25 protein-coding genes and 1 pseudogene are annotated in these 23,573 nt (G+C 41.5%); 6 read left to right on the top strand and 20 right to left on the bottom strand.

Annotation, left to right across the window (positions count from 1 at the left end; all coding sequences use genetic code 11):
* Positions 1–29 precede the first annotated feature (29 nt).
* From P7J36_RS04725 to P7J36_RS04715, 3 genes are all read right to left on the bottom strand, one after another.
* Positions 30–1,427 carry a polysaccharide deacetylase family protein gene (locus P7J36_RS04725; protein ID WP_408551395.1) on the bottom strand — a complete coding sequence of 466 codons (1,398 nt, stop codon included), beginning with the start codon at positions 1,425–1,427 and terminating at the stop codon, positions 30–32.
* A gap of 292 nt (positions 1,428–1,719) precedes the next feature.
* Positions 1,720–2,103, bottom strand: coding sequence for a lactoylglutathione lyase (gene gloA / locus P7J36_RS04720; protein ID WP_012027559.1), 384 nt, complete (start codon positions 2,101–2,103; stop codon positions 1,720–1,722).
* A gap of 105 nt (positions 2,104–2,208) precedes the next feature.
* Positions 2,209–2,901 (bottom strand): phosphoglycerate mutase, encoded by a 693-nt coding sequence (locus P7J36_RS04715; protein ID WP_408551394.1) that lies wholly within the window; start codon positions 2,899–2,901, stop codon positions 2,209–2,211.
* A gap of 224 nt (positions 2,902–3,125) precedes the next feature.
* Between P7J36_RS04715 and P7J36_RS04710 the strand changes: the two genes are divergently transcribed.
* The 3 genes from P7J36_RS04710 to P7J36_RS04700 all read left to right on the top strand — a co-directional run bounded on the left by P7J36_RS04710 (position 3,126) and on the right by P7J36_RS04700 (position 6,814).
* Positions 3,126–4,310 carry an acetyl-CoA C-acetyltransferase gene (locus P7J36_RS04710; protein WP_408551393.1) on the top strand — a complete coding sequence of 395 codons (1,185 nt, stop codon included), beginning with the start codon at positions 3,126–3,128 and terminating at the stop codon, positions 4,308–4,310.
* Positions 4,311–4,338: 28 nt separating this feature from the next.
* Entirely contained in the window at positions 4,339–5,493 is a 1,155-nt protein-coding gene (locus tag P7J36_RS04705) for a hydroxymethylglutaryl-CoA synthase (RefSeq protein WP_408551392.1), read from the top strand.
* A 61-nt stretch (positions 5,494–5,554) separates the two neighbouring features.
* Positions 5,555–6,814, top strand: a complete 1,260-nt coding sequence (locus tag P7J36_RS04700) for a hydroxymethylglutaryl-CoA reductase, degradative (RefSeq protein ID WP_408551391.1) — start codon at positions 5,555–5,557, stop codon at positions 6,812–6,814.
* Between the two features lie 20 nt (positions 6,815–6,834).
* Here the strand turns inward: P7J36_RS04700 and P7J36_RS04695 are convergent, their stop codons facing one another.
* The 17 genes and pseudogenes from P7J36_RS04695 to P7J36_RS04615 all read right to left on the bottom strand — a co-directional run bounded on the left by P7J36_RS04695 (position 6,835) and on the right by P7J36_RS04615 (position 20,022).
* A complete protein-coding gene (locus tag P7J36_RS04695) occupies positions 6,835–7,302 on the bottom strand; it encodes a GNAT family N-acetyltransferase (protein WP_205029265.1) in 468 nt (155 codons plus the stop codon).
* A 664-nt stretch (positions 7,303–7,966) separates the two neighbouring features.
* Positions 7,967–8,242: an HU family DNA-binding protein gene (locus tag P7J36_RS04690; RefSeq protein WP_024385016.1), complete on the bottom strand. Its 276-nt coding sequence runs from the start codon at positions 8,240–8,242 to the stop codon at positions 7,967–7,969.
* Between the two features lie 89 nt (positions 8,243–8,331).
* Entirely contained in the window at positions 8,332–8,928 is a 597-nt protein-coding gene (locus P7J36_RS04685; protein ID WP_408551390.1) for a YpmS family protein, read from the bottom strand.
* Complete coding sequence (locus P7J36_RS04680; RefSeq protein WP_408551389.1) at positions 8,900–9,733, bottom strand: SGNH/GDSL hydrolase family protein; 834 nt, start codon at positions 9,731–9,733, stop codon at positions 8,900–8,902. Before P7J36_RS04680 ends, P7J36_RS04685 begins: the two co-directional genes overlap by 29 nt.
* Complete coding sequence (locus tag P7J36_RS04675; RefSeq protein ID WP_408551388.1) at positions 9,726–10,559, bottom strand: DegV family protein; 834 nt, start codon at positions 10,557–10,559, stop codon at positions 9,726–9,728. The genes P7J36_RS04680 and P7J36_RS04675 overlap by 8 nt, the downstream gene beginning before the upstream one ends.
* A gap of 93 nt (positions 10,560–10,652) precedes the next feature.
* Positions 10,653–12,314 (bottom strand): DNA repair protein RecN, encoded by a 1,662-nt coding sequence (recN, locus tag P7J36_RS04670; protein ID WP_408551387.1) that lies wholly within the window; start codon positions 12,312–12,314, stop codon positions 10,653–10,655.
* Between the two features lie 2 nt (positions 12,315–12,316).
* Positions 12,317–12,742, bottom strand: coding sequence for an arginine repressor (locus P7J36_RS04665; RefSeq protein WP_002942941.1), 426 nt, complete (start codon positions 12,740–12,742; stop codon positions 12,317–12,319).
* Positions 12,735–13,556 (bottom strand): TlyA family RNA methyltransferase, encoded by an 822-nt coding sequence (locus P7J36_RS04660; protein ID WP_044683494.1) that lies wholly within the window; start codon positions 13,554–13,556, stop codon positions 12,735–12,737. Before P7J36_RS04660 ends, P7J36_RS04665 begins: the two co-directional genes overlap by 8 nt.
* Positions 13,549–14,418 carry a polyprenyl synthetase family protein gene (locus P7J36_RS04655; protein WP_408551386.1) on the bottom strand — a complete coding sequence of 290 codons (870 nt, stop codon included), beginning with the start codon at positions 14,416–14,418 and terminating at the stop codon, positions 13,549–13,551. The genes P7J36_RS04660 and P7J36_RS04655 overlap by 8 nt, the downstream gene beginning before the upstream one ends.
* Positions 14,418–14,633, bottom strand: a complete 216-nt coding sequence (locus tag P7J36_RS04650; protein WP_002936269.1) for an exodeoxyribonuclease VII small subunit — start codon at positions 14,631–14,633, stop codon at positions 14,418–14,420. Before P7J36_RS04650 ends, P7J36_RS04655 begins: the two co-directional genes overlap by 1 nt.
* Positions 14,608–15,951 (bottom strand): exodeoxyribonuclease VII large subunit, encoded by a 1,344-nt coding sequence (xseA, locus tag P7J36_RS04645; RefSeq protein ID WP_408551385.1) that lies wholly within the window; start codon positions 15,949–15,951, stop codon positions 14,608–14,610. The genes P7J36_RS04650 and xseA overlap by 26 nt, the downstream gene beginning before the upstream one ends.
* A 284-nt stretch (positions 15,952–16,235) precedes the next feature.
* Positions 16,236–16,397, bottom strand: a pseudogene (locus tag P7J36_RS04640) (helix-turn-helix domain-containing protein); the annotation flags it as partial.
* Between the two features lie 111 nt (positions 16,398–16,508).
* Entirely contained in the window at positions 16,509–16,925 is a 417-nt protein-coding gene (locus P7J36_RS04635) for a YSIRK-type signal peptide-containing protein (RefSeq protein WP_408551384.1), read from the bottom strand.
* Positions 16,926–17,167: 242 nt separating this feature from the next.
* Positions 17,168–18,016 carry a bifunctional methylenetetrahydrofolate dehydrogenase/methenyltetrahydrofolate cyclohydrolase gene (locus P7J36_RS04630; protein ID WP_408551383.1) on the bottom strand — a complete coding sequence of 283 codons (849 nt, stop codon included), beginning with the start codon at positions 18,014–18,016 and terminating at the stop codon, positions 17,168–17,170.
* 233 nt (positions 18,017–18,249) lie between these two features.
* Positions 18,250–18,984 carry an amino acid ABC transporter ATP-binding protein gene (locus P7J36_RS04625; protein WP_002943067.1) on the bottom strand — a complete coding sequence of 245 codons (735 nt, stop codon included), beginning with the start codon at positions 18,982–18,984 and terminating at the stop codon, positions 18,250–18,252.
* Positions 18,977–19,666, bottom strand: coding sequence for an amino acid ABC transporter permease (locus P7J36_RS04620; protein WP_002938702.1), 690 nt, complete (start codon positions 19,664–19,666; stop codon positions 18,977–18,979). Before P7J36_RS04620 ends, P7J36_RS04625 begins: the two co-directional genes overlap by 8 nt.
* A 125-nt stretch (positions 19,667–19,791) precedes the next feature.
* Entirely contained in the window at positions 19,792–20,022 is a 231-nt protein-coding gene (locus P7J36_RS04615; RefSeq protein WP_029943265.1) for a DUF1797 family protein, read from the bottom strand.
* Between the two features lie 223 nt (positions 20,023–20,245).
* Here P7J36_RS04615 and P7J36_RS04610 point away from each other — a divergent pair, with 223 nt between their 5' ends.
* The 3 genes from P7J36_RS04610 to P7J36_RS04600 all read left to right on the top strand — a co-directional run bounded on the left by P7J36_RS04610 (position 20,246) and on the right by P7J36_RS04600 (position 23,483).
* Positions 20,246–22,474 (top strand): ATP-dependent Clp protease ATP-binding subunit, encoded by a 2,229-nt coding sequence (locus P7J36_RS04610; RefSeq protein WP_015646546.1) that lies wholly within the window; start codon positions 20,246–20,248, stop codon positions 22,472–22,474.
* A 184-nt stretch (positions 22,475–22,658) separates the two neighbouring features.
* Positions 22,659–23,120, top strand: a complete 462-nt coding sequence (locus P7J36_RS04605) for an NUDIX hydrolase (RefSeq protein WP_002938708.1) — start codon at positions 22,659–22,661, stop codon at positions 23,118–23,120.
* A 54-nt stretch (positions 23,121–23,174) separates the two neighbouring features.
* Positions 23,175–23,483, top strand: coding sequence for a DUF1827 family protein (locus tag P7J36_RS04600; protein WP_002938710.1), 309 nt, complete (start codon positions 23,175–23,177; stop codon positions 23,481–23,483).
* Positions 23,484–23,573: the final 90 nt, after the last annotated feature.

Genomic DNA, 23,573 nt, shown 5'->3' with positions numbered 1-23,573 from the left:
CTAACATGATTCTAAGCCTTTTATCATTCTTACTGGGCTGGACCAGATAATTCCTGTGAATAATAGATTAATTGAGGATTGAGAGGACTGGCGAGTAAGTCTGTTACAGTAACCATATTGTAGCCCTCACCTGTTAAGTATTGCAATACAGACTCGAGGCTATCAACTGTTGACTGATGAATATCATGCATTAGGATAATACTTCCTGGACAAGTCTGTTCTTTTATTTCTTTCAAAATGGCTTGGGGATTGCGACTCTTCCAATCTTTAGAATCGACCGACCAATAAATCGATGGAAGTCCCATCTGATTGACAACAGCCTGATTAACCGAACCATACGGAGGGCGAACCATTGTTGGTACAATACCTGTAGCTTCAGCAATAGCTACCTGTGTATCTTGAATTTCTCTCTGTACTTGCTCCCCAGAAATAGTGACCAGATTAGGATGATTCCACGTATGGTTGGCGATGACGTGCCCTTCTGCTACCATTCTACGGAGAATAGCTTCATTCCCAGCTACAGCCTTACCAACTACAAAGAAAGTTGCTTTGGCATTATATTTTTTCAGTAAATCTAAAACTACCGGTGTTGTGTTCGGATTTGGTCCATCATCAAAGGTTAGAGCTACCTGTCTCAAATGTTTCTTATCCACAACTTGTGCAGCCATATACTCATCATAACCAACCTTATCAGCATCTACTAGGTAATCACTCTTCACTACTGGGTACAAATCTGAAATTGGTAGAACCAACTGGTTGATGCCGTAACCATCTGGTAATTGTAAGTTTAATTGGCTGTCTCCATAACTAAAGGAGATAGCATTTAAGTCTATTGTTTCAAACTTTTTGACAATCGCTTCTACATCAGTCTCTTCCATTCCTTGAGCAAGTAAGGCTTCTCTTAGATGATCAACAATAATACTTGCTGCAGAGGATAAATTAGGTAATAAATCTTCTAGGGTAAACAATTCATTGTCCTGCGTCAACAACACACGCTCAGACGGAAGTTTATCCTGCTTTTTAATTTGCAAGTTGTCTACTTTATAGTGCTCCGCTTGAATTTCACGAGCTGTTACATTTTTAAAATTAGTTTTTCCCTCTATTGACGAAACAAAGACCAGTTTTTGAATTTTTCCTGCCGGTTTTTTATGACCAAAGCGTCTTTGAACATAAGAAATCATTCGACTTTCTACAGGTCCTAAGACTTGACCTGCATCATCTGTAGGTAGGGCAGCCACAACATGGGTCGTATCAATATTTCCCTCTTGAATTTTGCCCTTGCCTTTAGCGAGGATGGTTTGTTGTTTTTCCTCGATAAACTGACTAACCTGTCTTTCTTGAAGTCCTGCAAATAACCATAAAGCCAAACTTACCATCATGCCGAGCAAGGCGATGTTGATTCCCAACCAAAAACTAACTTTTTTCATATCCAGCCTCCCATTCAAAACATATATAAACTATGCTAAATCATTTAAAAGCTCTTGTCAAGACAGTTCTATAAAAACTCATAAAAAGATTAGGTAATGCTCTTCGAAAATCAAAATTATCCGTTGTCAACTTGCCTTGATGAACTCCAGTTCTATCTTCGGCTTCGTTTCCTAGGCTACTTTTGATTTTCATTGAGTATAAATAATTGATTTACTTCCTAATGCCCTCCCTTCTGCCATTTTCTGATTTTTTTCTGAAAAGAAAAAGACTGCCTAGGCAATCTTTTCTAAATTAATCTGCACGAATGACTTCCACACGGTAGCCATCTGGATCTGTCACAAAATAATAACGACCTGGACTTCCTGGCAAGCCCTTGATGTCTGTCGTTGGATAGCCCAATTCTTTATGTTTCGCATTGTCCCCTTCTAAGTCATCCGAAGAAAGCGCTAGATGCGAGAAGCCATCCCCTACGATATAGGGACCATGATCATAATTGTAGGTCAATTCAATCTCAAAGTCATCCCCTTCAAGTGCTAAGTAAACCAAGGTAAACTTGTGCTCTGGATAGTCCTTGCGACGGGTTTCCTTAAATCCAAATGCTTCTTCATAAAATTTTTGAGATGCTTCTAAGTTCTCAACACGCAAACATGCATGTAGCATTTTTTTACTTGCCATAATAAACTCCTCCTACCTTTTAATACCACCAGTATACCATACTCTCTATGAAAAATCCGATATTCAAAACTAAAAAAGCCTGAGCGAACCCAGGCCTTAAATGAATTATGCTTCCAAGTAGTACTCTTTCACAATATTCAAGTTTTCATCCAATTCGAATACAAGTGGTGGGAAGTTTGGAATTTCCACATCCATGATTTCGTCATCAGACAATTGTTTGATGTGTTTTACAAGGGCACGGATTGAGTTACCGTGTGCACCTACGAATACGTTTTTACCGTCTTTCAATGCTGGAGCAATTTTATCTTCCCAGAATGGAAGGGCACGCTCAAGCGTTACTTTCAAGTTTTCTGCATCTGGAATAACTGAATCATCAAGGTGTGCATAGCGACGGTCAGTGTGTGCTGAATACTCATGATCTTTAGCCATTTCTGGTGGCAAAGTATCATAAGAACGACGCCAGATGTGAACTTGCTCATCACCAAATTCAGCAGCTGCTTCAGCTTTGTTCAAGCCAGTCAAACCACCGTAGTGACGTTCGTTCAAACGCCATGATTTTTCAACTGGTACCCACAATTGATTTGCAGCTTCAAGAGCCAAGTTTGTAGTCTTGATAGCGCGTTTCAATACAGATGTGAAAGCAAGGTCAAATTCGATACCTGCTTCTTTGATCAATTTACCTGCATCGATTGCTTGTTGTGTACCTTTTTCAGACAAATCAACATCAGCCCAACCAGTGAAAAGGTTAGCTTTGTTCCATTCAGACTCACCGTGGCGAGCAAAAACCAATTTTACCATTTATGGATTCTCCTTTTCTTTTGAGGTTCCCCTCTTATACTTCTCTATTTTACACGAAAAGGTAAAAAAATGCCAGCCTTTCCACAATCTGTGTACGCTTTCATTACTCTTTCATGTAAATTCAGTCTCTAGACCTATCTTTCTTCTTAGAAAAAAGACAAAATAATGGTATAATAGTAAGGCTGAACACGACAGTTCAAAACGATACCACTATAGGAGTTATCATGAAAAAAGTAGCTATCGTGTCTGCCTATCGTTCTGCCATCGGCAGTTTCGGAGGTAGTCTGAAAGATATTGAAATCGCTGATTTAGGGGCGCAAGTCCTCGAAATAGCCTTAGCTAATAAAAACATCCCTGCAGACAGCGTTGATGAAGTTATCTTCGGAAATGTTCTCTCAGCAGGACAAGGACAAAATATTGCCCGTCAAATCGCCCTAAAAGCTGGACTTCCAGAAACCACCTCCGCTTACTGTGTCAATAAAGTCTGTGGTTCTGGTCTCAAATCAGTCCTTCTTGCCACACAATCAATCCTTCTCGGTGACAATGATGTAGTTGTGGCTGGAGGCATTGAAATCATGAGCCAGGCACCTTATCTATCCAAAACTAGCCGGTTTGGTAGTAAATTAGGGCATATTAGTCTGGAAGATTCCATGTTAACAGATGGTTTGACAGACGCCTTCAACGACTATCACATGGGCATTACTGCAGAAAATGTTGCTGAACGCTATCAAGTCAGTCGCGCAGAGCAAGATGCTTTTGCATACAGTAGCCAAGAGAAGGCTGCAAAAGCTATTGCTGAGGGAAGATTTGTTGACGAAATTGTTCCTATTAGACTAAAAAATCGGAAAGGCGAAACTATGTTTGCCACAGATGAGTATCCTCGTCTGACGCCAATTGAAAAATTGGCAACACTCCGTCCAGCTTTCAAAAAAGATGGAACCGTCACCGCAGCCAATGCTTCTGGCATCAACGACGGCTGTGCTGTCTTGGTACTCATGTCTGATGAAAAAGCCAGTGAGCTAAATATCCAGCCACTCGCCTATATTGAGGCCTATGCAACAAGCGGTTTAGATCCTGCCTATATGGGGTTAGGTCCTATAACAGCTAGTCAAAAAGCCCTTGAAAAAATCGGCAAATCCGTCGAAGATATTGACTTATTTGAACTCAACGAAGCCTTCGCAGCCCAATCAATTCCAGTTGTCAAACAACTCGGCATTAATCCTGCAAAAGTCAATATCAATGGTGGTGCTATCGCCCTTGGACATCCAATCGGAGCTAGTGGTAGTCGAATCCTAGTCACTCTGATTCACGAATTAATCAAGCAAGAAAAAGAGCTTGGTCTTTGCTCACTTTGTATCGGAGGCGGTCAGGGCATCTCCCTAATCGTTTCCAATGCGCAAACAAGTTAACCTATCATTTGTACACAAAGGATATATTATGAACATCGGTATTGATAAAATCGGATTTGCGGCACCCGATTATGTTTTAGATTTGGCTGATTTAGCCCAAGCCCGCAATGTGGACCCAAATAAATTTAAGATTGGTCTTCTTCAGTCTGAAATGGCTGTAGCTCCTATCACTCAAGATATTATCAGTCTTGGGGCAAAGGCTGCCGAAGCCATTCTGACAGAAGAAGATAAACAAACCATTGACATGGTTATTGTCGGTACAGAATCTAGCGTAGATCAAAGTAAGGCTGCTGCCGTCACCATTCATGGATTACTCGGTATTCAGCCCTTCGCTCGCTCCATCGAGATGAAGGAGGCTTGTTACGGTGCAACGGCTGGACTAAGTCTTGCCAAAAGCCATATCGCTCAATTCCCAGAATCAAAAGTCCTAGTCATTGCTAGTGATATTGCAAAGTATGGAGTCGCTTCTGGCGGTGAACCTACCCAAGGTGCTGGTGCAGTTGCCATGTTGGTAACCGCAAACCCACGAATTTTGGTCCTCAACAATGATAATGTCTGCCAGACACGTGACATCTACGACTTCTGGCGTCCTAACTACGACAAATATCCACGTGTTGATGGTAAATTTTCAACTGAACAGTACACCGATTGCTTGACGACAACTTTCGACTACTATCAACAAAAAACAGGCAAAACCCTCAACGATTTTGCTGCCATGTGCTTACACATTCCTTTCTCCAAACAAGGTCTTAAAGGACTGCAAGCCATTGCTCAGGATGAAGAAACTCTTAGTCGCTTGACAGAACGTTTCCAGGAAGCTATCGTCTATAATAAAGTCGTCGGCAACATCTACACTGGCTCTATCTTCCTCTCTCTTCTTTCCCTTTTGGAAAATAGCAGAGCGTTAGAGACAGGGGATCAAATCCTCTTTTATAGCTATGGTAGCGGCGCTGTCTGTGAAATTTTCAGCGGTCAACTCGTTGAAGGTTATCGCGACCACTTACAAGAAAATCGTTTAGAACAACTCAATCAACGTACAAAACTCAGCGTTAAGGAATACGAACAAGTCTTCTTTGAAGAAATTACCCTTGATGAAACTGGTTCATCCCTTGACCTACCAGAAGACCAAAGTCCCTTTGCCCTTATCAAAGTGGACAATCACAAACGTATCTATCGTAAATAGAAGCCAAAACGGCGCCCTTTGGCTCTCACCAAGGGGCGCTTTCCTATAGAAAGAGGAAACTATGTCAACTTTTTCCGGATTTTATAAAAAATCACGCCAAGAGCGCATTGATATTCTCCGTCAGAATCGTTCCCTATCGGAAGATAGCTTAGACGTTCTATACAAAGACAAAAACCTGCCAGAAGCAATTGCGGGAAAGATGGCAGAAAATCATCTAGGAACGTTTTCCTTACCTTTTTCTGTACTTCCAGAACTTCTAGTGGATGGACAAACTTATTCTGTACCGATGGTTACTGAAGAACCTTCTGTGGTTGCAGCTGCGTCTTTCGGAGCCAAAATCATCGCTAAATCTGGCGGTTTTACAACGACTATTCACAACCGTATCATGATTGGACAAGTTGCTCTCTACGATATTTCGGACCATAGCAGAGCGACACAGGCGATTCTTGACCAGAAGGAGAGTATTTTAGAAACTGCCAATCAAGCACACCCTTCTATTGTTAAACGAGGGGGCGGTGCAAGAGAATTGACTGTTGAGAGTAAGGATGAGTTTTTGATTGTCTATCTTCAAGTTGATGTACAAGAAGCCATGGGAGCCAATATCCTCAATAACATGTTAGAAGCTGTTAAGGATGACTTAGAAGAGCTCAGCAAGGGACAGGCTTTGATGGGAATACTCTCCAACTATGCAACGGAGTCACTGGTCACCGCCCAATGCCATATTGCCATCTCTAGTCTGGCTACCAGCTCTGCCATTGCTCAAGAAACTGCTCAAAAAATAGCCCTGGCAAGCAAACTGGCGCAAGTGGACCCTTATCGTGCTGCGACACATAACAAAGGAATTTTTAATGGTATAGATGCTGTCGTTATCGCTACAGGAAATGACTGGCGGGCAGTCGAAGCCGGGGCCCATGCTTATGCCAGCTGTGATGGGCAATACAAGGGGCTTTCTACTTGGTCCATTGATGGCGAGTACTTGGTCGGCTCCATCACCCTACCTCTTCCGATCGCCTCCGTCGGTGGCTCTATCGGGCTCAATCCAAAGGTAGCAGTCGCTTTTGACCTTCTCCAACAACCAAAGGCACGCCAATTAGCTTCTATCATCGCTTCTGTCGGTCTCTGTCAGAACTTTGCTGCCCTGCGCGCTCTTGTTACTTCAGGGATTCAGGCTGGTCATATGAAGCTCCAGGCAAAATCCCTAGCGCTACTTGCTGGTGCCGAGGAGCATGAAGTAGACCAACTAGCCCAACTCCTGCGGAAAGAAAAGCACAGCAACCTAGAAACTGCTCAAAACTTATTAGCAAAAATGAGAGAACATTAAAAAGAGGGACTCCCTCTTTTTTAATTTATTATTTGCTCCATACGGAACTTCTGCGGTTTCATTCCTTGGCGTTCATAAAAACGGACAGCTCCTGCATTGTCAGCCCATACATCCAAGGTAAGATTGTGGCAACCCTGCTCCTTAGCATAGGAAAGAGCAAATTCATAAAGTTGCTCGCCAATTTTTTGACCACGCGCCGAATTGGCTACACACAAATCATCAATAAACAAGGTTTTAACTGGTTCTAAAACATCGCCTGTTGCGGTAGATAATTCACAAAAAAGATGCCCAACCACTTGTCCCTCTAGCTCAAAGACAAAAATAGGCTTATCTGGATTTTCCAAAAGTGCTACTAATTCAGCCTCAGAAAATTTTTGACCTGCACTTTTAAAAATATCTGGTCGTGCCTGGTGATGCACCTGTAAAATATCTTGAAGCAATTCATTTAAAACTGGAATATCAGATTGTCTAGCTTTACGGATTGTCATAAAAAATCTTCCCTTTTTTATTTTTTCTATTATAACACATGTTTATTTTTTAACAAAATAGGTCTACAGACCGATGAAGAATCTGAAAATTCGAGTATACTATAGGTGTATCCTAAAATTTTTCATAAATCTCCTAAAAAATCAGCTGGCCAAGGCTGGTTTTTTTGTTGTCTTAAAACGAGAATATGTACTGTAGAAAACTACTAATACTCTTCGAAAATCAAAATTATCCGTTGTCAAGAGCCTTGATGAGTGAAAAGCTCCAGTGGAGGTTTTCAGCCTGTTACCTTGAAATAAGAAAGTAACAGAGTTCTATCTTCGGCTTCGTTTCCTAGGCTACTTTTGATTTTCATTGAGTATAAAGCTTCTCCCTCTTTGACGCAAAATGTTTTTGCTTCATTTCCAACCTCCCAGAGTCACTCCCCTGACTCTTTGACGCAAAATGTTTTTGCTTCATTTCCAACCTCCCAGAGTCACTTCCCTGACTCTGGGAGCCCCAAAATACAGAAAAAAGCCTACTGCACAACGTAGAAACGTTGATACAATAGGCTTTTTCACGTTATTCCTCGCTCTTTTATTTCTAGGCGAGGGATAAAACAGTCTATCCCCAGTTTTGCTCTCCCGTTTTCAAGCAAAAGATAAAAAGGTCCACTGGACCTTTTTATTATTTTACAGCGTCTTTAAGAGCTTTACCAGCTTTGAATGCTGGAACTTTTGAAGCTGCGATTTCGATTTCTTTACCAGTTTGTGGGTTGCGACCTTTACGTGCTGAACGCTCACGAACTTCAAAGTTACCAAAACCAATCAATTGTACTTTTTCACCAGCTGCAAGGTAGTCTGCTACTGCTCCGAATACTGCATCAACAGCTGCTGCTGAGTCTTTTTTAGTCAATGAAGTTGCTTCTGCAACTTTTGCAATCAAATCTTGTTTATTAGCCATTTGCTAAGTCCTCCAATAATTTTCTGAGTTATTACTCACTTCTATATAGTACCGAATTTTAGGCGTTTGGTCAAGTTTTTAACGCTATTTTACTGTCTTTTTCTGTAGATATCAACAATGAATTGGTCGTTGTACAAATCAATCGTATTCGCCTTTCCATACAGACCAAATTTGTTCTTCAGTTCTGTCAGTTGAACCTGTACTTGCGCTTGTTCTGAGTCTATTTTTACAAAGGCAGGTAGTTTATAATTTTTTTGTAAATAGGCTAATACCTCTGCTTTCGGCAAGGATAAACTGCCAGCTGATATTTCTATTATCCGTAACAAAATACTGCCATCTTCCATTTTGCTAGGTTGAAAATAAATATAGAGTGGGATAGTCACACCAAAAATCTGATAGCTGCCTTCAAAAACAACTTGCTGACTCGTTACGAATAATTGATAGGAAAACTCTTCCGTCTGATAATCTTTTAGATAGTTAGTGAGGGTTTGGTTGAGCTGTTCCCTATTAGTGGAGAAGATCCCAACCTTGGTATCTTCTGTACTAGTCTGAACGAGCTTTGTTAAATCCTCTCTATCTGTTTGAATCCGTGTATAGAGGACTATTCCGCAACCAATCAACAAAGCCAACTGGGCTAAAAATAGCCATTTCCAAATATTAAGGTTCCCAGCTTTCCGTGGTCTCATTCATTCTCTCCAATATCGCTTTTTTCATAATCTCATATCCAGTATTATTGGGATGGAAACTGTCTTCCTCATACAGTAAATTATTGGTAACTTGGCTACCATTTTGACTAATACCTGCCTCCCCTTCCAATCCTTTATAGAGCAAATCATTGATCGGAACAAAATAGACATGTTGAGATTTTTCAGTTATCTGTTCTGTCATAGTATTCCAATTATCAACAATTGTCTGCATTTCTGTCAATTCAGGAAAATTGAGGTAGAGTGGATTGTAAATCCCGACAACATAGATGGGAAGATTTGGATTATTCTTACGCGCTGTCTTAATAATTGTATCCAATCGTTTTCCGTAATCTTTTGCGGGCTTATCAAAAGTTGAAACTTTGAGATTGGCAATGTTTTTAATAATAGCCTTGCGCAAATCGTTGCCACCAACTGTCAGAGTTAACAAATCTGCTGTTTTTAAGTAGCTTATCAGCTCTCCATCTTCCTTCATTCGCTTAAGAATCTGATTACTGGTATTCCCAGAAACTCCGAAATTTTTATAATCTACTTCATAACCATAATCGTTAGTTAGAGATTGAGCCAACAAGGGAACAAAGCCCCCCTGTCCAGTTGTATCTCCAACACCTTCTGTCAAAGAATCACCAAGTGCCACATATCGAAAACTGATTTTTTCTGATACGGTAAGCTCTTGTCTGGAGATGCGAGATGAGGCAACAGGAAGGAGTTGATGAAATAGAAAAATCGACCCTAGAATTGCCAGAAAAAAGAAAACAAAGCCTTGAATCAACTTCCTGTTATTCATAACGAATCAAAATAGCCCAGGCATCCTCACCGGTATGAGTTTGAATAATGGAACCTGTCTCTAAGACAGAAATTTCTTTTGAGACGTACTCTTGTAATTGACTCTTCATTTCATTTGCAAAATCTGCCGTTCCTGAATAGGAAATACCAATCTCGGCTACTTTTTTATCTGCTAGAGTTGCCGTGAACTCTTCCAGCCATTTTTTAAAGGTCTTATTGCCTCGTCCTTTGACAATCGGAGTCAGCTGATGGTCTTTCATTTCCATGATGACACGGATATTGAGTAGGCTACTCAACATCCCTTGAACACGTCCAATACGACCTCCCTTGACTAGATTTTCTAGGGTTGATACACCGATGTATAATTCCGTTTTTTCTTTGACTGCTTCAATAGCTGCAAGGATTTCTTCTTTGCTGGCACCAGCTTGTGCCATGCGTGCTGCTTCTACAACTTGGAATTTTTCAGCCTGATCTGTAAAACTTGAGTCCACAACAGTTACATCGGCACCAGAAAGGGTTGCTCCTTGTCTAGCAGCTTCTACTGTCCCTGACAAGGCATGCGACAAGAGAATGGTGATAATCTGACTGCCGTCTTTAGCTAAGTCAGCAAAAGTTTCCGCAAAGAGACCTACTGGGGGCTGACTTGTTTTTGGCAAGTTTTTTGACCCACGCATGAGCTCCAAGAATTCTCCTTCTTTTAAATCACTGTCAGAGTAAACAACTCCGTCAACCATTACAGATAATGGAACAACTGTTATATTCAATTCTTCGACCAAACTGGGTTCGATAGTCGTACTTGAATCCGTAACAATCTTAATCTTTGACATATTTCATCCTACAATTCTCTTCAATTTTGCCATCTATTATAACAAATTTTGACTAAAAAATAAACTTTGGACATAAGCAAAAAGGCTAGTCGCCTAACCTTTTTCTACTAATTCTTTTGCTTGACTACGAGCCGCATCTGTAATCTTATCACCGGCTAACATCTTGGCAATTTCCTCAATACGCTCTTCTTTGGTCAAGAGACGGACACGAGAAACGGTCGAATGTTCGTCGGATATTTTCTCAATAAAGAACTGATAATCCGCGATGGCAATGACCTGTGGCAAATGTGAGATAGCCAAGACCTGACCATATTGACCGATTTTATAGATTTTCTGGGCAATTGCCTGAGCCACACGTCCAGAAACACCTGTATCCACCTCATCAAAGACAATAGAAGTTTTACCTTCTTTACGGGCAAAGGCTGACTTAATGGCCAACATCAATCGAGATAATTCTCCACCAGAGGCAACCTTGACCAGAGGCTTGAAGTCTTCACCTGGGTTGGTCGAGATGTAAAATTCTACCGTTTCATTTCCTTCTCGATTAAACTTGCCCTTGGTAAATCGAACTTGGAAACGAGCTTTCTCCATATACAAGTCTTGCAATTCTTGGCGGATGATATCTTCTAAAACAACAGCCAATTCATGACGTGATTGGCTGAGCTGACCTGCTCGTTCAACCAATTCTTTCTCTAAGTTCTTAAGTTGAACTTCCAAATCATCACCTGATAAATCATTGCCAGTCAATAGATTGTATTCTTCGCTGATTTTAACAAAATAATCCAAAACATCATCGACAGTTCCACCATATTTCTTCGTAATGGTATTGAGCAAATCCAGGCGACTTTCCAATTGCAAGAGACGATTGCCATCAAAATCTAGATTGTCCACCACATCACTGAGACGCTTGGTCACATCTTCAACGACATAATAAGCTTCTGTCAGGCTAGAAGAGAGCTGTTTGTAGTCTGGATCAAATTCTTCCAAACTTTGCAAGTCACTCATAGCTGAGCGTAGGTTGTTCAAGCTTGAAAAATCTTCATTATCTAACAGTGCATAGGCATTGGTCAGTGTATCTGCAATTTGTTTGTGGTTGAGCAGTTTATCGCGTTCCTGATTGAGTTGAATATCTTCGCCAGACTTCAAATCTGCTGCTTCGATTTCAGCAATTTGATATTCCAACATCTCAATCCGCGCCTTGTGTTCTTGCTCATTTTTTTGCTTTTCAAGAACTCGTTTGCGAAGACTACGATAGGCATCAAAGGTTGTCTGATAACGGTCTTTAAGACTCCAAAATTCATCTTCTCCGAAACTGTCCAAAAGACGGATATGGTGCTGGGATTTCATCAATTCTTCCTGGTCATGTTGACCATGAATATCTACTAAATATTGCCCAATCTGTTTCAAGACAGATAAATTGACCATTTGTCCATTGACACGGCTGACCGAACGGCCATTTTGCAGGATTTCACGACGGATAATGAGCTCGTCAGCTACTTCAATCCCCTGTTCAAGCAAAATCTGCTCGAGAGCTCTGCTATTTTCAAAGGAAAAAAGCCCTTCAATCTCAGCCTTGGCGGCCCCATGTCTGATAACATCTGTCGTCGCACGCGCCCCTAGCATCAGGTTCATGGCGTCGATGATAATGGATTTACCTGCACCTGTTTCACCAGATAGGATGGTCATCCCGTTTTCAAAATTCAGTGATACCTGCTCAATAATGGCGAAGTTTTTAATGGACACTTCTAGTAACATGGCTACCACCCTCTAACCGTCTGTTCGATTTGCGAAATAATGCCTTCGTTTGTAACAATGAGCAGAATACTGTCATCATCAGCAATCACTGAAAAAACATGTTCTTGAAATTGTTCCAAAATCCGGCGTTTGACCACAGCAGAGCTTCCAGGTACCAGACGGAGATTAATCATTTTATCCATCACTGAGACTTCAAAAACATTCTGCGATTTTACCTTAACAAGACCTGCCTTTGGTAAACCATAAATATATCCTTTATCCGCTGATGGAACCTTAATAATGCCAAGTTCCTTGATATCACGTGAAACCGTTGCTTGTGTCGCATTGACACCCATTGCTTCTAGACGTTCAACAATTTCTTCCTGTGTATCAATAGGAAATCGAACTACCAAATCTTTAATGACTTCTAATCGTTCTCGTTTATTCATCCTTTTTAAATTCCTCATGTGCTTGATAGACTGTAGTTGTTATGACCTCTTTATCAATCTGGTTTGGTTGTGTTGATTTTTCTAAGTGCGCTAAAAATTCGATATTGCCATGACCGCCTTGAACAGGAGAAAAGCTAAGGGCTTTGACTGAGAAGCCTGTTTCCACGGCCATTTTTGTCACATCTTCCAATACTTTCAAGTGAACGGATTTATCTTTGACAATGCCATTTTTCCCAATCTGTTCACGTCCAGCCTCGAATTGAGGTTTGACAAGGGCAACAACCTGGCCACCCTCCGCTAAAATACGGTGGAGTGCTGGCAAAATCAGACTCAAGGAGATAAAGCTGACGTCAATGGATGCAAAACTTGGTTGACCAAGTTCGAAATCTCCCAGCTCAGCATAGCGAAAATTGTACTGTTCCATGCTGATCACACGCTCATCCTGACGTAATTTCCAAGCCAATTGATTGGTCCCTACATCCACAGCATAGACCTGCTTGGCACCAGCCTGCAACATAACATCCGTGAAACCGCCTGTCGAAGCCCCAATATCAATCGTCGTTTGACCCTCAACTGATAATTGGAAAACCTGCAAGGCCTTCTCCAATTTGAGACCGCCACGGCTGACATACTTGAGTTTTTCCCCCTTGAGTTTGAGTTCAATTCCCTCATCAATTTTCTCGCCGGGTTTGTCATAACGTTCGCCATTGATGACCGACACAACCAGTCCAGCCATGACGCCGCGTTTGGCCTGCTCCCGCGTCTCGAAAAGCCCCTGTTTATAAGCTAATACATCTACTCTTTCCTTAGCCATTGATTTGTAAACTTTCTATGATTTCTTTGATTTTTTCTGTTGAAAATGGGACTTGTTTAGCCACTTGATCTAGCTCGTTGATTGCTTGATTCAAGCTATCTTCTAGAAATACTTTTGAGGCTTCCAAGCCCATTAGGGCAGGGTAGGTAGACTTCTCAGCCACTACATCTTTTTGGGGAGTTTTTCCGATTTCCTCAAAAGTGGCTGTCACATCCAAAATATCATCCCGAACTTGAAAGGCCAGACCGACTAACTGACCTGTTTGTCGCAAATGGCTGATTACCGAGTCCGATTGTCCTGCGATCAAACCTGCTGCTACAAAGGGAAAGGTCAATAATTTCCCTGTCTTATTGGCATGAATGATTTGTAATTGCTCTAAGGAAAGTGATTGCCCTTCTCCTGCCATGTCTAGGACCTGCCCTGCAACCATTCCAAAGGTCCCAGAAGCCTGGGAAAGCTCTCTCACGAGAGCAAGGATGGTCTCAGCTGGTAAATCAACTTGGGCTAGGAAACCAAATGGATCTAGAAAGAGACTGTCCCCTGCTAAAATAGCTGTTGCTTCATCGTAAACCTTGTGGTTGGTCAAGCGACCACGGCGGTAATCATCATTATCCATAGCAGGCAGGTCATCGTGAATCAAACTTCCCGTATGGATCAACTCAACACAGGCTGCCACTTGGTAATGAGCTTGTTTTAATTCCATTCCAAAGGACTCTAAGATAGTCAATAAAAGCAAGGGACGGATTCGCTTCCCGCCAGCCTGTAGCGAATAAAGAACCGATTGGTTGAGGCGTTCAGCTACCTGAGGTTGGTAAAAGTCTGCCATGGTTTCCTCAAGTCGCTGCAATTTACTGGCAACCATTAGTCCATCTCCGCTTCACTGCCATCCGCCTGCATGACCTTGACCAAGGTCTTTTCAGCTTCTGCAAGTGTCTTTTGTAGGTCTTTCGATAGGACCATTCCTTTTTGAAACTCAGCAAGTGCTTCTTCCAGAGCCACATCGCCTCGCTCCAATTTAGTTACGATTCCTTCTAATTCAGCTAAGTTTTCTTCAAATGTTTTCGTCTGTTTGGACATGTTTTACCTCCACATCTAGTTGACCATCCTTCATCTGGATGGTTAGGTTTTCACCCATTTGTACATTTTCTACACTATCAATCACCCGACCATCATGACGAATCATGGCATAGCCACGGGCCACAATGCGACTAGTATCCAGCATGGTCAAGGCCTCAATCAGCTTGTCCGCCTTGGCCATCTTATTGTCATAGATATTGGCCATATTGCTCTTCAAGAGTCGTTCCTGCTGGATAATTCTCTCTAGGAAACTCTCTACTTTACGACCTGGATGCACACCTTGTAATCGTTGCTGTAGTAGAAGACTAGCCTGTTTCTGCTGACCATAAATTTCTTTTATCCGTGTCTGCAACTGATTGGTCAAGCGGTCTAATTTTTGTAAATAGCCATCGTATAAGCGTTCAGGCTGGCGGAACATGACTGACTGGCTAATTTTTTCAAGCTGACCTCTCAGGAATTTCAAACGATTGGTCATGGCCTGATAGGCTCTATTTTCCTGCTGATTGAGGTAGCCTAGTAAGTCTGCCTTGGTCACAGGTGTTGCTAATTCTGCGGCAGCTGTTGGGGTAGCCGCTCGTCTATCTGCCACAAAGTCAGCCAAGGTCGTATCGGTTTCATGACCTACGCTGGAAATGATAGGAATTCTGGATTCAAAAATTGCCCGAACCACAATTTCCTCATTGAAGGCCCACAGGTCTTCGATGGAACCACCACCTCGACCAACAATCAGAACATCCAAGTCATCCCGTTCATTGGCTCTTTGGATATTGGCAACAACCTCTTGAGCAGCACCATCTCCTTGCACCTTGGTCGGATAGAGAACAATCTCTACGCCTGGAAAACGTCGGCTAACGGTTGTAATAATATCCTGAATAACAGCTCCACTCGGACTGGTAATGACACCGATTTTCTTGGTAAACCGAGGGAGGGTCTGTTTGAATTCTTCTTTAAATAAACCTTCCTGGGTCAGAGCTTGTTTGAGCTGTTCAAACTTGATAGCCAAGGCTCCAATACCATCTGGCTCTGCTTTTTCAATGACAATGGAATAGGATCCACTTGGTTCGTATAGCTGCACACGACCAACCGCATTGATTTTCATTCCCTCTTCAAGCTCAAAGCCCAGATTTTTATAGACGCCTGCCCACATGGTCGCTTGAATGACCGCCTTATCATCCTTGAGCGAAAAATATTGATGGCTAGGACGCTTACGGAAATTGGACACTTGCCCAGTCAAATAGACCCTCTCCAAATACGGATCGCGGTCAAATTTTAATTTTAAATACTTGGTTAGATGACTAACCGATAAATATTCAACCATGTCCACTCCTTCTATATTGTATCCCTACTATTATACCAAATTTTGCACTTTTATACAGAACTAGGCCTATTATTTCCGATAGCTTTCCTGTGTTTTTTCAACAATTTGCTATATAATAGTTTGTGAGAATATAAGAACCTGGATTCACAGTCCAATGCGTAAAAACACTTTACTTGTGAATACGGGTTCTAAGAATCATTATGCAGATTCTAAGGAGATTTATATGAAAATTGACGATTTACGAAAAAGTTCTAATATAGTTGTTTAGTTTTAAAATAGTATTCCAAACCTTTTCCACGACGGTCGAGGAGACCGTGAGACCCCTCCTTCTCGAACTTTCTAACCCAAGAATAGACCTGTTGGTAGGAAACACCATACTTCTCAACAGCCCCTTGGTAATCTTTCTCGTGGGCAAGGGGAAAATTGACAATCTCAACCCGTTCTTCACCTTCACCTTCGCCCTCAGACTCTTCTTCAGATTCTTTCGGAAATGAACTAATCTCAACCACTTGGTTATAGCCCAATGGCTTCTCTAAAGAACGTTTAAACTTACCTTCTTAATCCGCTTCTAGACTATTATCAATGGAAGTAATCGCTTCACCGTCCACAGAAATAAATACATATCCTCCAGGAATAGTCTGACCTGAAATTTGCTTATCACCAGCATGAACAGGATCGATTTTCAAGATGCTTTCTTTAGCCTTTTTCTCGCTGTCAGGAAGACTAGCATCCGTCGGTTTCACTTCTACCTCAGTAGCTTCTTCCTTTTCTGTTTTTCTATCCGAATCTTCTATCAGCTCTTCTTCAATAGCAAGTGGCGTTTCCGTTACCTTGGCTTCGATTTCTGTACTCAGAATAGCTGTTTCATCAGCTTTTGCAACTGCTCCAACACCTGTTCCAAACCACATAAGCGCAATCATAACAGAAGCTAATCCAACCTTACTCTTTCTCAACGAAACAGTCTGTCTATTCATTTTTTCTCCTTGTTTTCTATCATTTAATACTCAACACACACAGTTCCTACTCTAATTATAGAAAACCAATCTCACATAGTATTATGTTTCGTTTGTTTTTTATCTAATCTGCCCATGCTCATTCCTAAGAATAAACCTCAAAACGAAGCTTGGCTCAAGACCAGCACCACTTCTCTGATTTCGTCTTCCCACTCCCAAAATAAAAAATACCAGCTACACCACATAGCTGATATTTCAGATAATTATTTTGCACTTCTGACACAAGCTTCATAGGTTTGTTCCATCAACATGGTAATAGTCATCGGACCAACACCACCTGGAACTGGGGTAATATAACTTGCTACTTCTGATACTTCATCGTATTTGACATCACCGATTAGCTTGCCATTTTCATCACGATTCATACCAACATCAATCACCACGGCACCTGGCTTAACAAATTCCTTGGTCACAAAATGACCACGACCAATGGCAACAACAAGAATATCGGCCTGACGAGCAAGATCTGGCAAGTTTTTGGTACGAGAATGCGCAATCGTTACAGTAGCATTGGCATCCAATAGCAGCTGTGCCATCGGTTTACCAACAATATTAGAACGACCAATAACTAAAGCAGACTTCCCTTCCAGCTCAATCTGATATTCCTTGAACATTTCCATAATTCCTGCTGGAGTAGATGGAATCATGACAGGATGACCTGACCAGAATTTTCCCATGTTAGTCGGATGAAAACCATCCACATCCTTATCTGGGTCAATAGCCAACAAGACCTTCTCCTCGCTGATGTGGGCAGGTAAGGGCAATTGCACCAAAATACCATGCCATGCATCATCTTGATTGTAGCCTGCAATCAAATCCAACAAGTCTGACTCAGAAATCGTATCTGGAACGCGAACAACCTCACTCTTGAATCCAGCAGCTAGAGCTGACCGCTCCTTATTCCGTACATAAACCTGACTAGCAGGATTTTCGCCAACTAAAATAACTACAAGACCTGGTACCAAACCCTTTTCTTCTTTTAATCGAGCAGTTTTCTCCGCCAAGGCAGCCTGCATTTTTACACCTAGTGCTTTCCCATCAATGACCGTCATACCTACACTCCTTTTGTTTTTTCTATTATACCCTAAAATTCTCCGACTGACTATACTTGTACAAAGTAGAATATAGCATATAGCAAAAAACTCCGAACAATATCGGAGTCGTACTTATTTGTTCATTTATAGTCTTTTAGTTTACTTTTAGTACTAGGCAACGAGCTGCAGACAGTACTGGAGTACGGCAAAGCGAGTTAACGAAGTAATAAAAGAAAAACTAAATGACTATATTACAAGACCTTAGACAAGAAATCCTTAGTCCGTTCTTCCTTGGTATGTTCAAAGACTTCTTCAGGCGTTCCATCCTCCACGATGACACCACCATCCATAAAGATAACCCTGTCAGCTACCTCACGCGCAAATCCCATCTCATGAGTCACGATAACCATGGTCATCCCTGACTTAGCCAAATCCTGCATAACAGCAAGAACTTCACCAACCATTTCAGGGTCTAGCGCAGAGGTCGGTTCATCAAAAAGTAGGACATCTGGGTCCATGGCCAGACCACGTGCAATAGCGATCCGCTGTTGCTGACCACCTGAAAGGCTTTGTGGATAGGCATTCGCCTTATCTGGCAATCCTACCTTTTCAAGTAATTCCTTAGCCTTCTTCTCAGCCTCATCCTTTGCAATTCCCTTTGTTTTAATAGGTGATAAAGTAATATTATCTAATACCGTCATATTCGGAAAAAGATTGAACTGTTGAAAAACCATTCCCATCTTTTCACGCATCTTGAAAATATCATTTGACTTATCAGTAATATCAACACCTTCAAATGTAACAGTCCCCTTGGTCGGTACTTCTAAGAGGTTCATTGTACGTAAGAAAGTCGATTTCCCTGACCCTGATGGACCGATAATAACGACTACCTGACCTTGTTGAATATCTAAATCAATTCCTTTTAGAACCTCATTCTTTCCGAAGTACTTATGTAAATCCTTGATAGAAATAATTGCATTAGACATGGAACTGCCCTCCCTTGTTCAACTTTTTCTCAAACGACTGAATAATCACTGTTAGCACCGTTGTCATAATTAGATAATAGCTCGCTGCAAATACAAGTGGTGTTAAAGGAATATAAGAAGTGGATTGAACTGTCTGAGCACCGTTCCATAATTCCATTACACCGATGGTTGATAAAAGTGAACTATCCTTAACAATAGTCACAAATTCATTTCCCAAGGCTGGAAGGATATTCTTGATAGCCTGTGGCATGATAACGTAACGCATGGCCTGCTTTGGTCTAATACCAAGCGAATAAGCAGCTTCCAACTGTCCTTTTGGTACAGCATTAATACCTGCACGAACAGTTTCAGATACATAGGCACCCGAGTTCATCGAAATAACAATGATACCTGGAATCAAGCGTGTCAAATCTACCGTCAAAATTCCTAGCTGAAAAGTTGGTGCTACAAAATGTGTCATCGCAAAAGCAATCATAATCTGAACAATCATCGGTGTCCCACGAAAAATCCAGACATAGATATTGGCAGTCCAAGCTAAAACTTTATACTTACTACGCTGAGCAAAAGCAAGCAACACACCTAAAATACTACCAAAAAATACTGAGAAAAATGCAATAATGAGGGTAACAATTGCCCCATAATTAAAATAAGCCCAATACTCAGGCAAAAAAGAAAAATTCATTCATCTTACTCCAATTCTGTCATTTAGAGTCTATTATACCATTTTTGAATATTTATGCAATACTTTTGTTTATAATATTCATTTCACATAAGAAAAAAGCACCCTTAGGTGCCTCTCACTTCTTCTTAGTACAATAGCTCATAGATTTCCATTGCAATCAAGTCGATGCTATCAAACGTGTACGTTTCACGAGCAGCGACATCACGCAAGGTAAATACTGAACCATTTTCCTCGTCATAGCTATAAGCCACTTCTGCAACAACAATACCATCACGTTCGAAATTACGTTTCAACGTACCGCCGTCATTAGCCATAGCTTCCAGACGATTGATAATTCTCACCAAATGTGATTCCATATTCGTTCTCCTAATCCTTTTTATAGGAATATTTTACCACATATTGCCAAAAAAGTCTTATTTTTTCCCTATTTTCTTCCTATCGCCCTATTTTTCATAGAAAGTTTTTCCAAGCGTAGCAGTTTCTTGATTTTTCTATGAATCTTGTTATAATAAAGCTAGAACTGACCTTTTTTGACTATTTAACAATAGGTCACATTTTTTCACAGAAAGAGGTAGAATTATGCTCTGCAAAAATTGTAATATCAACGACGCAACGATCCATCTCTACACCAACTTAAACGGTAAACAGCAGCAGGTAGACCTCTGTCACAACTGCTACCAAATCATGAAAACAGACCCTAATAATGCCATCCTACGTGGGTTGGGAGATTTAACAAATCCTAACAATATGGATCCCTTTAGTGAATTCTTCAATCACCTAGGTGGCTATCCTGGCAATACCCCTGCCGGAAAAAATCGCGAACAGACTCCTCCCACTCAAGCCGGTGGGCATAATGGACGTGGTGGACAAACCCCTCCTCCGCAACAACCCCAACAACCAAATGGACTCCTTGAAGAATTTGGTATCAACGTTACCGAAATTGCCCGTCGTGGGGATATTGATCCAGTAATCGGTCGCGATCAAGAAATTACCCGTGTCATCGAAATTCTCAACCGTCGTACAAAAAACAACCCTGTTCTTATCGGTGAGCCTGGTGTAGGTAAAACAGCGGTTGTTGAAGGCTTGGCTCAAAAAATTGTCGATGGCGATGTCCCACAAAAATTACGAGACAAGGAAGTCATTCGTCTAGATGTTGTCAGCCTCGTACAAGGAACAGGTATCCGTGGACAATTTGAAGAACGCATGCAAAAACTCATGGAAGAAATCCGTAATCGTCGCGAAATCATTCTTTTTATTGACGAGATTCACGAAATTGTCGGTGCTGGATCTGCAGGCGATGGTAACATGGATGCAGGCAATATCCTCAAACCAGCCCTCGCACGTGGTGAAATGCAACTAGTCGGTGCAACAACGCTCAACGAGTACCGTATTATCGAAAAAGATGCCGCCCTAGAACGCCGTATGCAACCTGTAAAAGTTGAAGAACCAAGTGTCGAAGAAACCATTACCATCCTCAAAGGTATCCAAAATAAATACCAGGATTACCATCATGTTAAATACTCTGATGCTGCTATCGAAGCTGCCGCAGTACTGTCCAACCGCTACATTCAAGACCGTTTCCTACCAGACAAGGCTATTGACCTTCTGGATGAAGCTGGTTCAAAAATGAATTTGACCCTCAACTTTATTGATCCAAAGGAAATTGACCAACGCCTGATTGATGCCGAAAATCGTAAGGCACAAGCTACACGGGATGAGGACTATGAAAAAGCAGCCTATTTCCGTGACCAAATTGCTAAGTACAAGGAGATGCAAAAGGCAACTATCAGCGAAGAAGATATTCCACTCATTACTGAAAAAGAAATTGAGGCCATCGTTGAGCAAAAAACAAATATCCCTGTTGGTGATTTAAAAGAAAAGGAACAGTCCCAGCTTGTGAACCTCGCTAGTGACTTAAAAGCCCATGTTATCGGACAAGATGAAGCCGTTGACAAGATTGCTAAAGCCATCCGCCGTAATCGTGTCGGTCTCGGTGCTCCAAATCGTCCCATTGGCTCCTTCCTCTTTGTCGGACCAACAGGTGTCGGTAAAACCGAATTGTCTAAACAATTAGCTATCGAACTCTTCGGTTCGGCTGACAGCATGATCCGCTTCGACATGTCCGAATACATGGAAAAACACGCTGTAGCTAAACTCGTCGGAGCTCCTCCAGGCTATGTAGGCTATGAGGAGGCTGGACAATTGACTGAAAAAGTCCGTCGTAATCCTTACTCACTCATCCTCCTTGACGAAGTTGAAAAAGCCCACCCAGATGTCATGCACATGTTCCTTCAGGTCTTAGACGATGGGCGTCTGACAGATGGACAAGGGCGGACAGTCAGCTTCAAAGATACCATCATCATCATGACATCAAATGCTGGTACTGGAAAAGTTGAAGCAAGTGTCGGTTTTGGTGCGGCTATGGAAGGTCGGACTCAATCAGTCCTTGGCCAACTTAGCAATTTCTTCACACCTGAATTTATGAACCGATTTGACGGCATTATTGAGTTCCAACCACTGAGCAAGGAAAACCTACTTGAAATCGTCAGCCTCATGCTAGACGATGTAAACAAACGCCTTTCTCACAATGGCATCAGCCTCCATGTAACAGATAAAGTTAAGGAGAAATTAGTGGACCTTGGCTACGATCCTAAGATGGGAGCTCGTCCACTCCGCAGAACCATTCAAGATCAGATTGAAGATGCAATCACAGACTTCTACTTAGAACATCCAGCAGAAAAAGACCTACGTGCTGTCATGTCAAGTAAAGGTACAATTCAAATCAAAGCACAAACAAAGACAAAATAAGAAAATAGAGCTGCTCCCTACGAGTAGCCTATTTTACTGTTTTGATACTCTATTTTTCTAAATTTTCCCCATCTCCATCCTATAAAAAAACTTTACTTTGTAAAGCCTATCACAAGGAAAAATAATAAAAAAGTGGTATAATGTATACAACTCATTCCAATTATGAAAGAGGATAGAATTGCCTATGGAGAAAATCGCTGTATTTGGAGAAAAGAAGGCTGGCGTCAGCTACCAGAGTCGCTTTGGTGTTTACGCAGTTATCCCAGATGAAAAGAAAGAACAAATCATACTCGTTCAAGCACCAAACGGAGCTTGGTTTCTTCCTGGTGGAGAAATTGAAAAGGGAGAAAATCACCTCATTGCCTTGGAGCGCGAATTGATGGAAGAGCTTGGATTCACCGCTGAAATCGGAAAATACTTTGGTCAGGCTGACGAATACTTCTACTCTAGCCACCGCGATACCCATTTCTATAATCCAGCCTACATCTATGAAGTAACTAGCTACCATCAAATAGGACAACCACTAGAAGATTTCAACCATATTGCCTGGTTCCCAGTCAATGAAGCCATCGATAAACTCAAACGTGGTAGTCACAAATGGGGCATTGAACAATGGAAATTGCAAGAAAATTCATTCAATAACTAGTAAAAACACTCTAATCGTGCTATAATGTAGCCAAAGAGATAGAGGAGGTTCCACATGAAAATCATTAACACGACAAATAGTCATCCCAATCTTGTCCAAAGCCAGTTGGCTAATACTGATGCTTTCCTAGTAGAGACTTATTCTGCAGGGAATACAGACGTTATTTTCACACAGGCACCCCGTCATTATGAACTCTTGATCAGTAATAAATACCGTGCAGTACAACAAAATGAAATCGAGCAAATTCGTGATTTCTTCCTTCATCGAAAAATTGATGAACGAACTATTAACAAGGCTGCCATTCAAACGATTCACACAGACCGTTTGATTGAAATGTCTATTCCCATTATCGCAGAAGTGTAAGAAGCCAATTGGCCAATGTCATTAAGTTAAGGATCCTACTCCAATTTTTATTGGATAGGGTCTTTTTATTTTTCGATAAAGTGATAGACT

It is taken from the genome of Streptococcus suis (assembly GCF_046032115.1).
Lineage (GTDB): Bacteria > Bacillota > Bacilli > Lactobacillales > Streptococcaceae > Streptococcus > Streptococcus suis_AJ.
The sequence above is the reverse complement of the archived record's forward strand: the minus strand, read 5'-3'. Positions and strand labels throughout refer to the sequence as shown.

What these genes read in the sequence shown, in the direction of transcription:
- P7J36_RS04725 (WP_408551395.1), bottom strand. Translation starts at nt 1,427, where the DNA reads ATGAAAAAAGTTAGTTTTTGGTTGGGAATCAACATCGCCTTGCTCGGC.
- gloA (WP_012027559.1), bottom strand. Translation starts at nt 2,103, where the DNA reads ATGGCAAGTAAAAAAATGCTACATGCATGTTTGCGTGTTGAGAACTTA.
- P7J36_RS04715 (WP_408551394.1), bottom strand. Translation starts at nt 2,901, where the DNA reads ATGGTAAAATTGGTTTTTGCTCGCCACGGTGAGTCTGAATGGAACAAA.
- P7J36_RS04710 (WP_408551393.1), top strand. Translation starts at nt 3,126, where the DNA reads ATGAAAAAAGTAGCTATCGTGTCTGCCTATCGTTCTGCCATCGGCAGT.
- P7J36_RS04705 (WP_408551392.1), top strand. Translation starts at nt 4,339, where the DNA reads ATGAACATCGGTATTGATAAAATCGGATTTGCGGCACCCGATTATGTT.
- P7J36_RS04700 (WP_408551391.1), top strand. Translation starts at nt 5,555, where the DNA reads ATGTCAACTTTTTCCGGATTTTATAAAAAATCACGCCAAGAGCGCATT.
- P7J36_RS04695 (WP_205029265.1), bottom strand. Translation starts at nt 7,302, where the DNA reads ATGACAATCCGTAAAGCTAGACAATCTGATATTCCAGTTTTAAATGAA.
- P7J36_RS04690 (WP_024385016.1), bottom strand. Translation starts at nt 8,242, where the DNA reads ATGGCTAATAAACAAGATTTGATTGCAAAAGTTGCAGAAGCAACTTCA.
- P7J36_RS04685 (WP_408551390.1), bottom strand. Translation starts at nt 8,928, where the DNA reads ATGAGACCACGGAAAGCTGGGAACCTTAATATTTGGAAATGGCTATTT.
- P7J36_RS04680 (WP_408551389.1), bottom strand. Translation starts at nt 9,733, where the DNA reads ATGAATAACAGGAAGTTGATTCAAGGCTTTGTTTTCTTTTTTCTGGCA.
- P7J36_RS04675 (WP_408551388.1), bottom strand. Translation starts at nt 10,559, where the DNA reads ATGTCAAAGATTAAGATTGTTACGGATTCAAGTACGACTATCGAACCC.
- recN (WP_408551387.1), bottom strand. Translation starts at nt 12,314, where the DNA reads ATGTTACTAGAAGTGTCCATTAAAAACTTCGCCATTATTGAGCAGGTA.
- P7J36_RS04665 (WP_002942941.1), bottom strand. Translation starts at nt 12,742, where the DNA reads ATGAATAAACGAGAACGATTAGAAGTCATTAAAGATTTGGTAGTTCGA.
- P7J36_RS04660 (WP_044683494.1), bottom strand. Translation starts at nt 13,556, where the DNA reads ATGGCTAAGGAAAGAGTAGATGTATTAGCTTATAAACAGGGGCTTTTC.
- P7J36_RS04655 (WP_408551386.1), bottom strand. Translation starts at nt 14,418, where the DNA reads ATGGTTGCCAGTAAATTGCAGCGACTTGAGGAAACCATGGCAGACTTT.
- P7J36_RS04650 (WP_002936269.1), bottom strand. Translation starts at nt 14,633, where the DNA reads ATGTCCAAACAGACGAAAACATTTGAAGAAAACTTAGCTGAATTAGAA.
- xseA (WP_408551385.1), bottom strand. Translation starts at nt 15,951, where the DNA reads ATGGTTGAATATTTATCGGTTAGTCATCTAACCAAGTATTTAAAATTA.
- P7J36_RS04635 (WP_408551384.1), bottom strand. Translation starts at nt 16,925, where the DNA reads ATGAATAGACAGACTGTTTCGTTGAGAAAGAGTAAGGTTGGATTAGCT.
- P7J36_RS04630 (WP_408551383.1), bottom strand. Translation starts at nt 18,016, where the DNA reads ATGACGGTCATTGATGGGAAAGCACTAGGTGTAAAAATGCAGGCTGCC.
- P7J36_RS04625 (WP_002943067.1), bottom strand. Translation starts at nt 18,984, where the DNA reads ATGTCTAATGCAATTATTTCTATCAAGGATTTACATAAGTACTTCGGA.
- P7J36_RS04620 (WP_002938702.1), bottom strand. Translation starts at nt 19,666, where the DNA reads ATGAATTTTTCTTTTTTGCCTGAGTATTGGGCTTATTTTAATTATGGG.
- P7J36_RS04615 (WP_029943265.1), bottom strand. Translation starts at nt 20,022, where the DNA reads ATGGAATCACATTTGGTGAGAATTATCAATCGTCTGGAAGCTATGGCT.
- P7J36_RS04610 (WP_015646546.1), top strand. Translation starts at nt 20,246, where the DNA reads ATGCTCTGCAAAAATTGTAATATCAACGACGCAACGATCCATCTCTAC.
- P7J36_RS04605 (WP_002938708.1), top strand. Translation starts at nt 22,659, where the DNA reads ATGGAGAAAATCGCTGTATTTGGAGAAAAGAAGGCTGGCGTCAGCTAC.
- P7J36_RS04600 (WP_002938710.1), top strand. Translation starts at nt 23,175, where the DNA reads ATGAAAATCATTAACACGACAAATAGTCATCCCAATCTTGTCCAAAGC.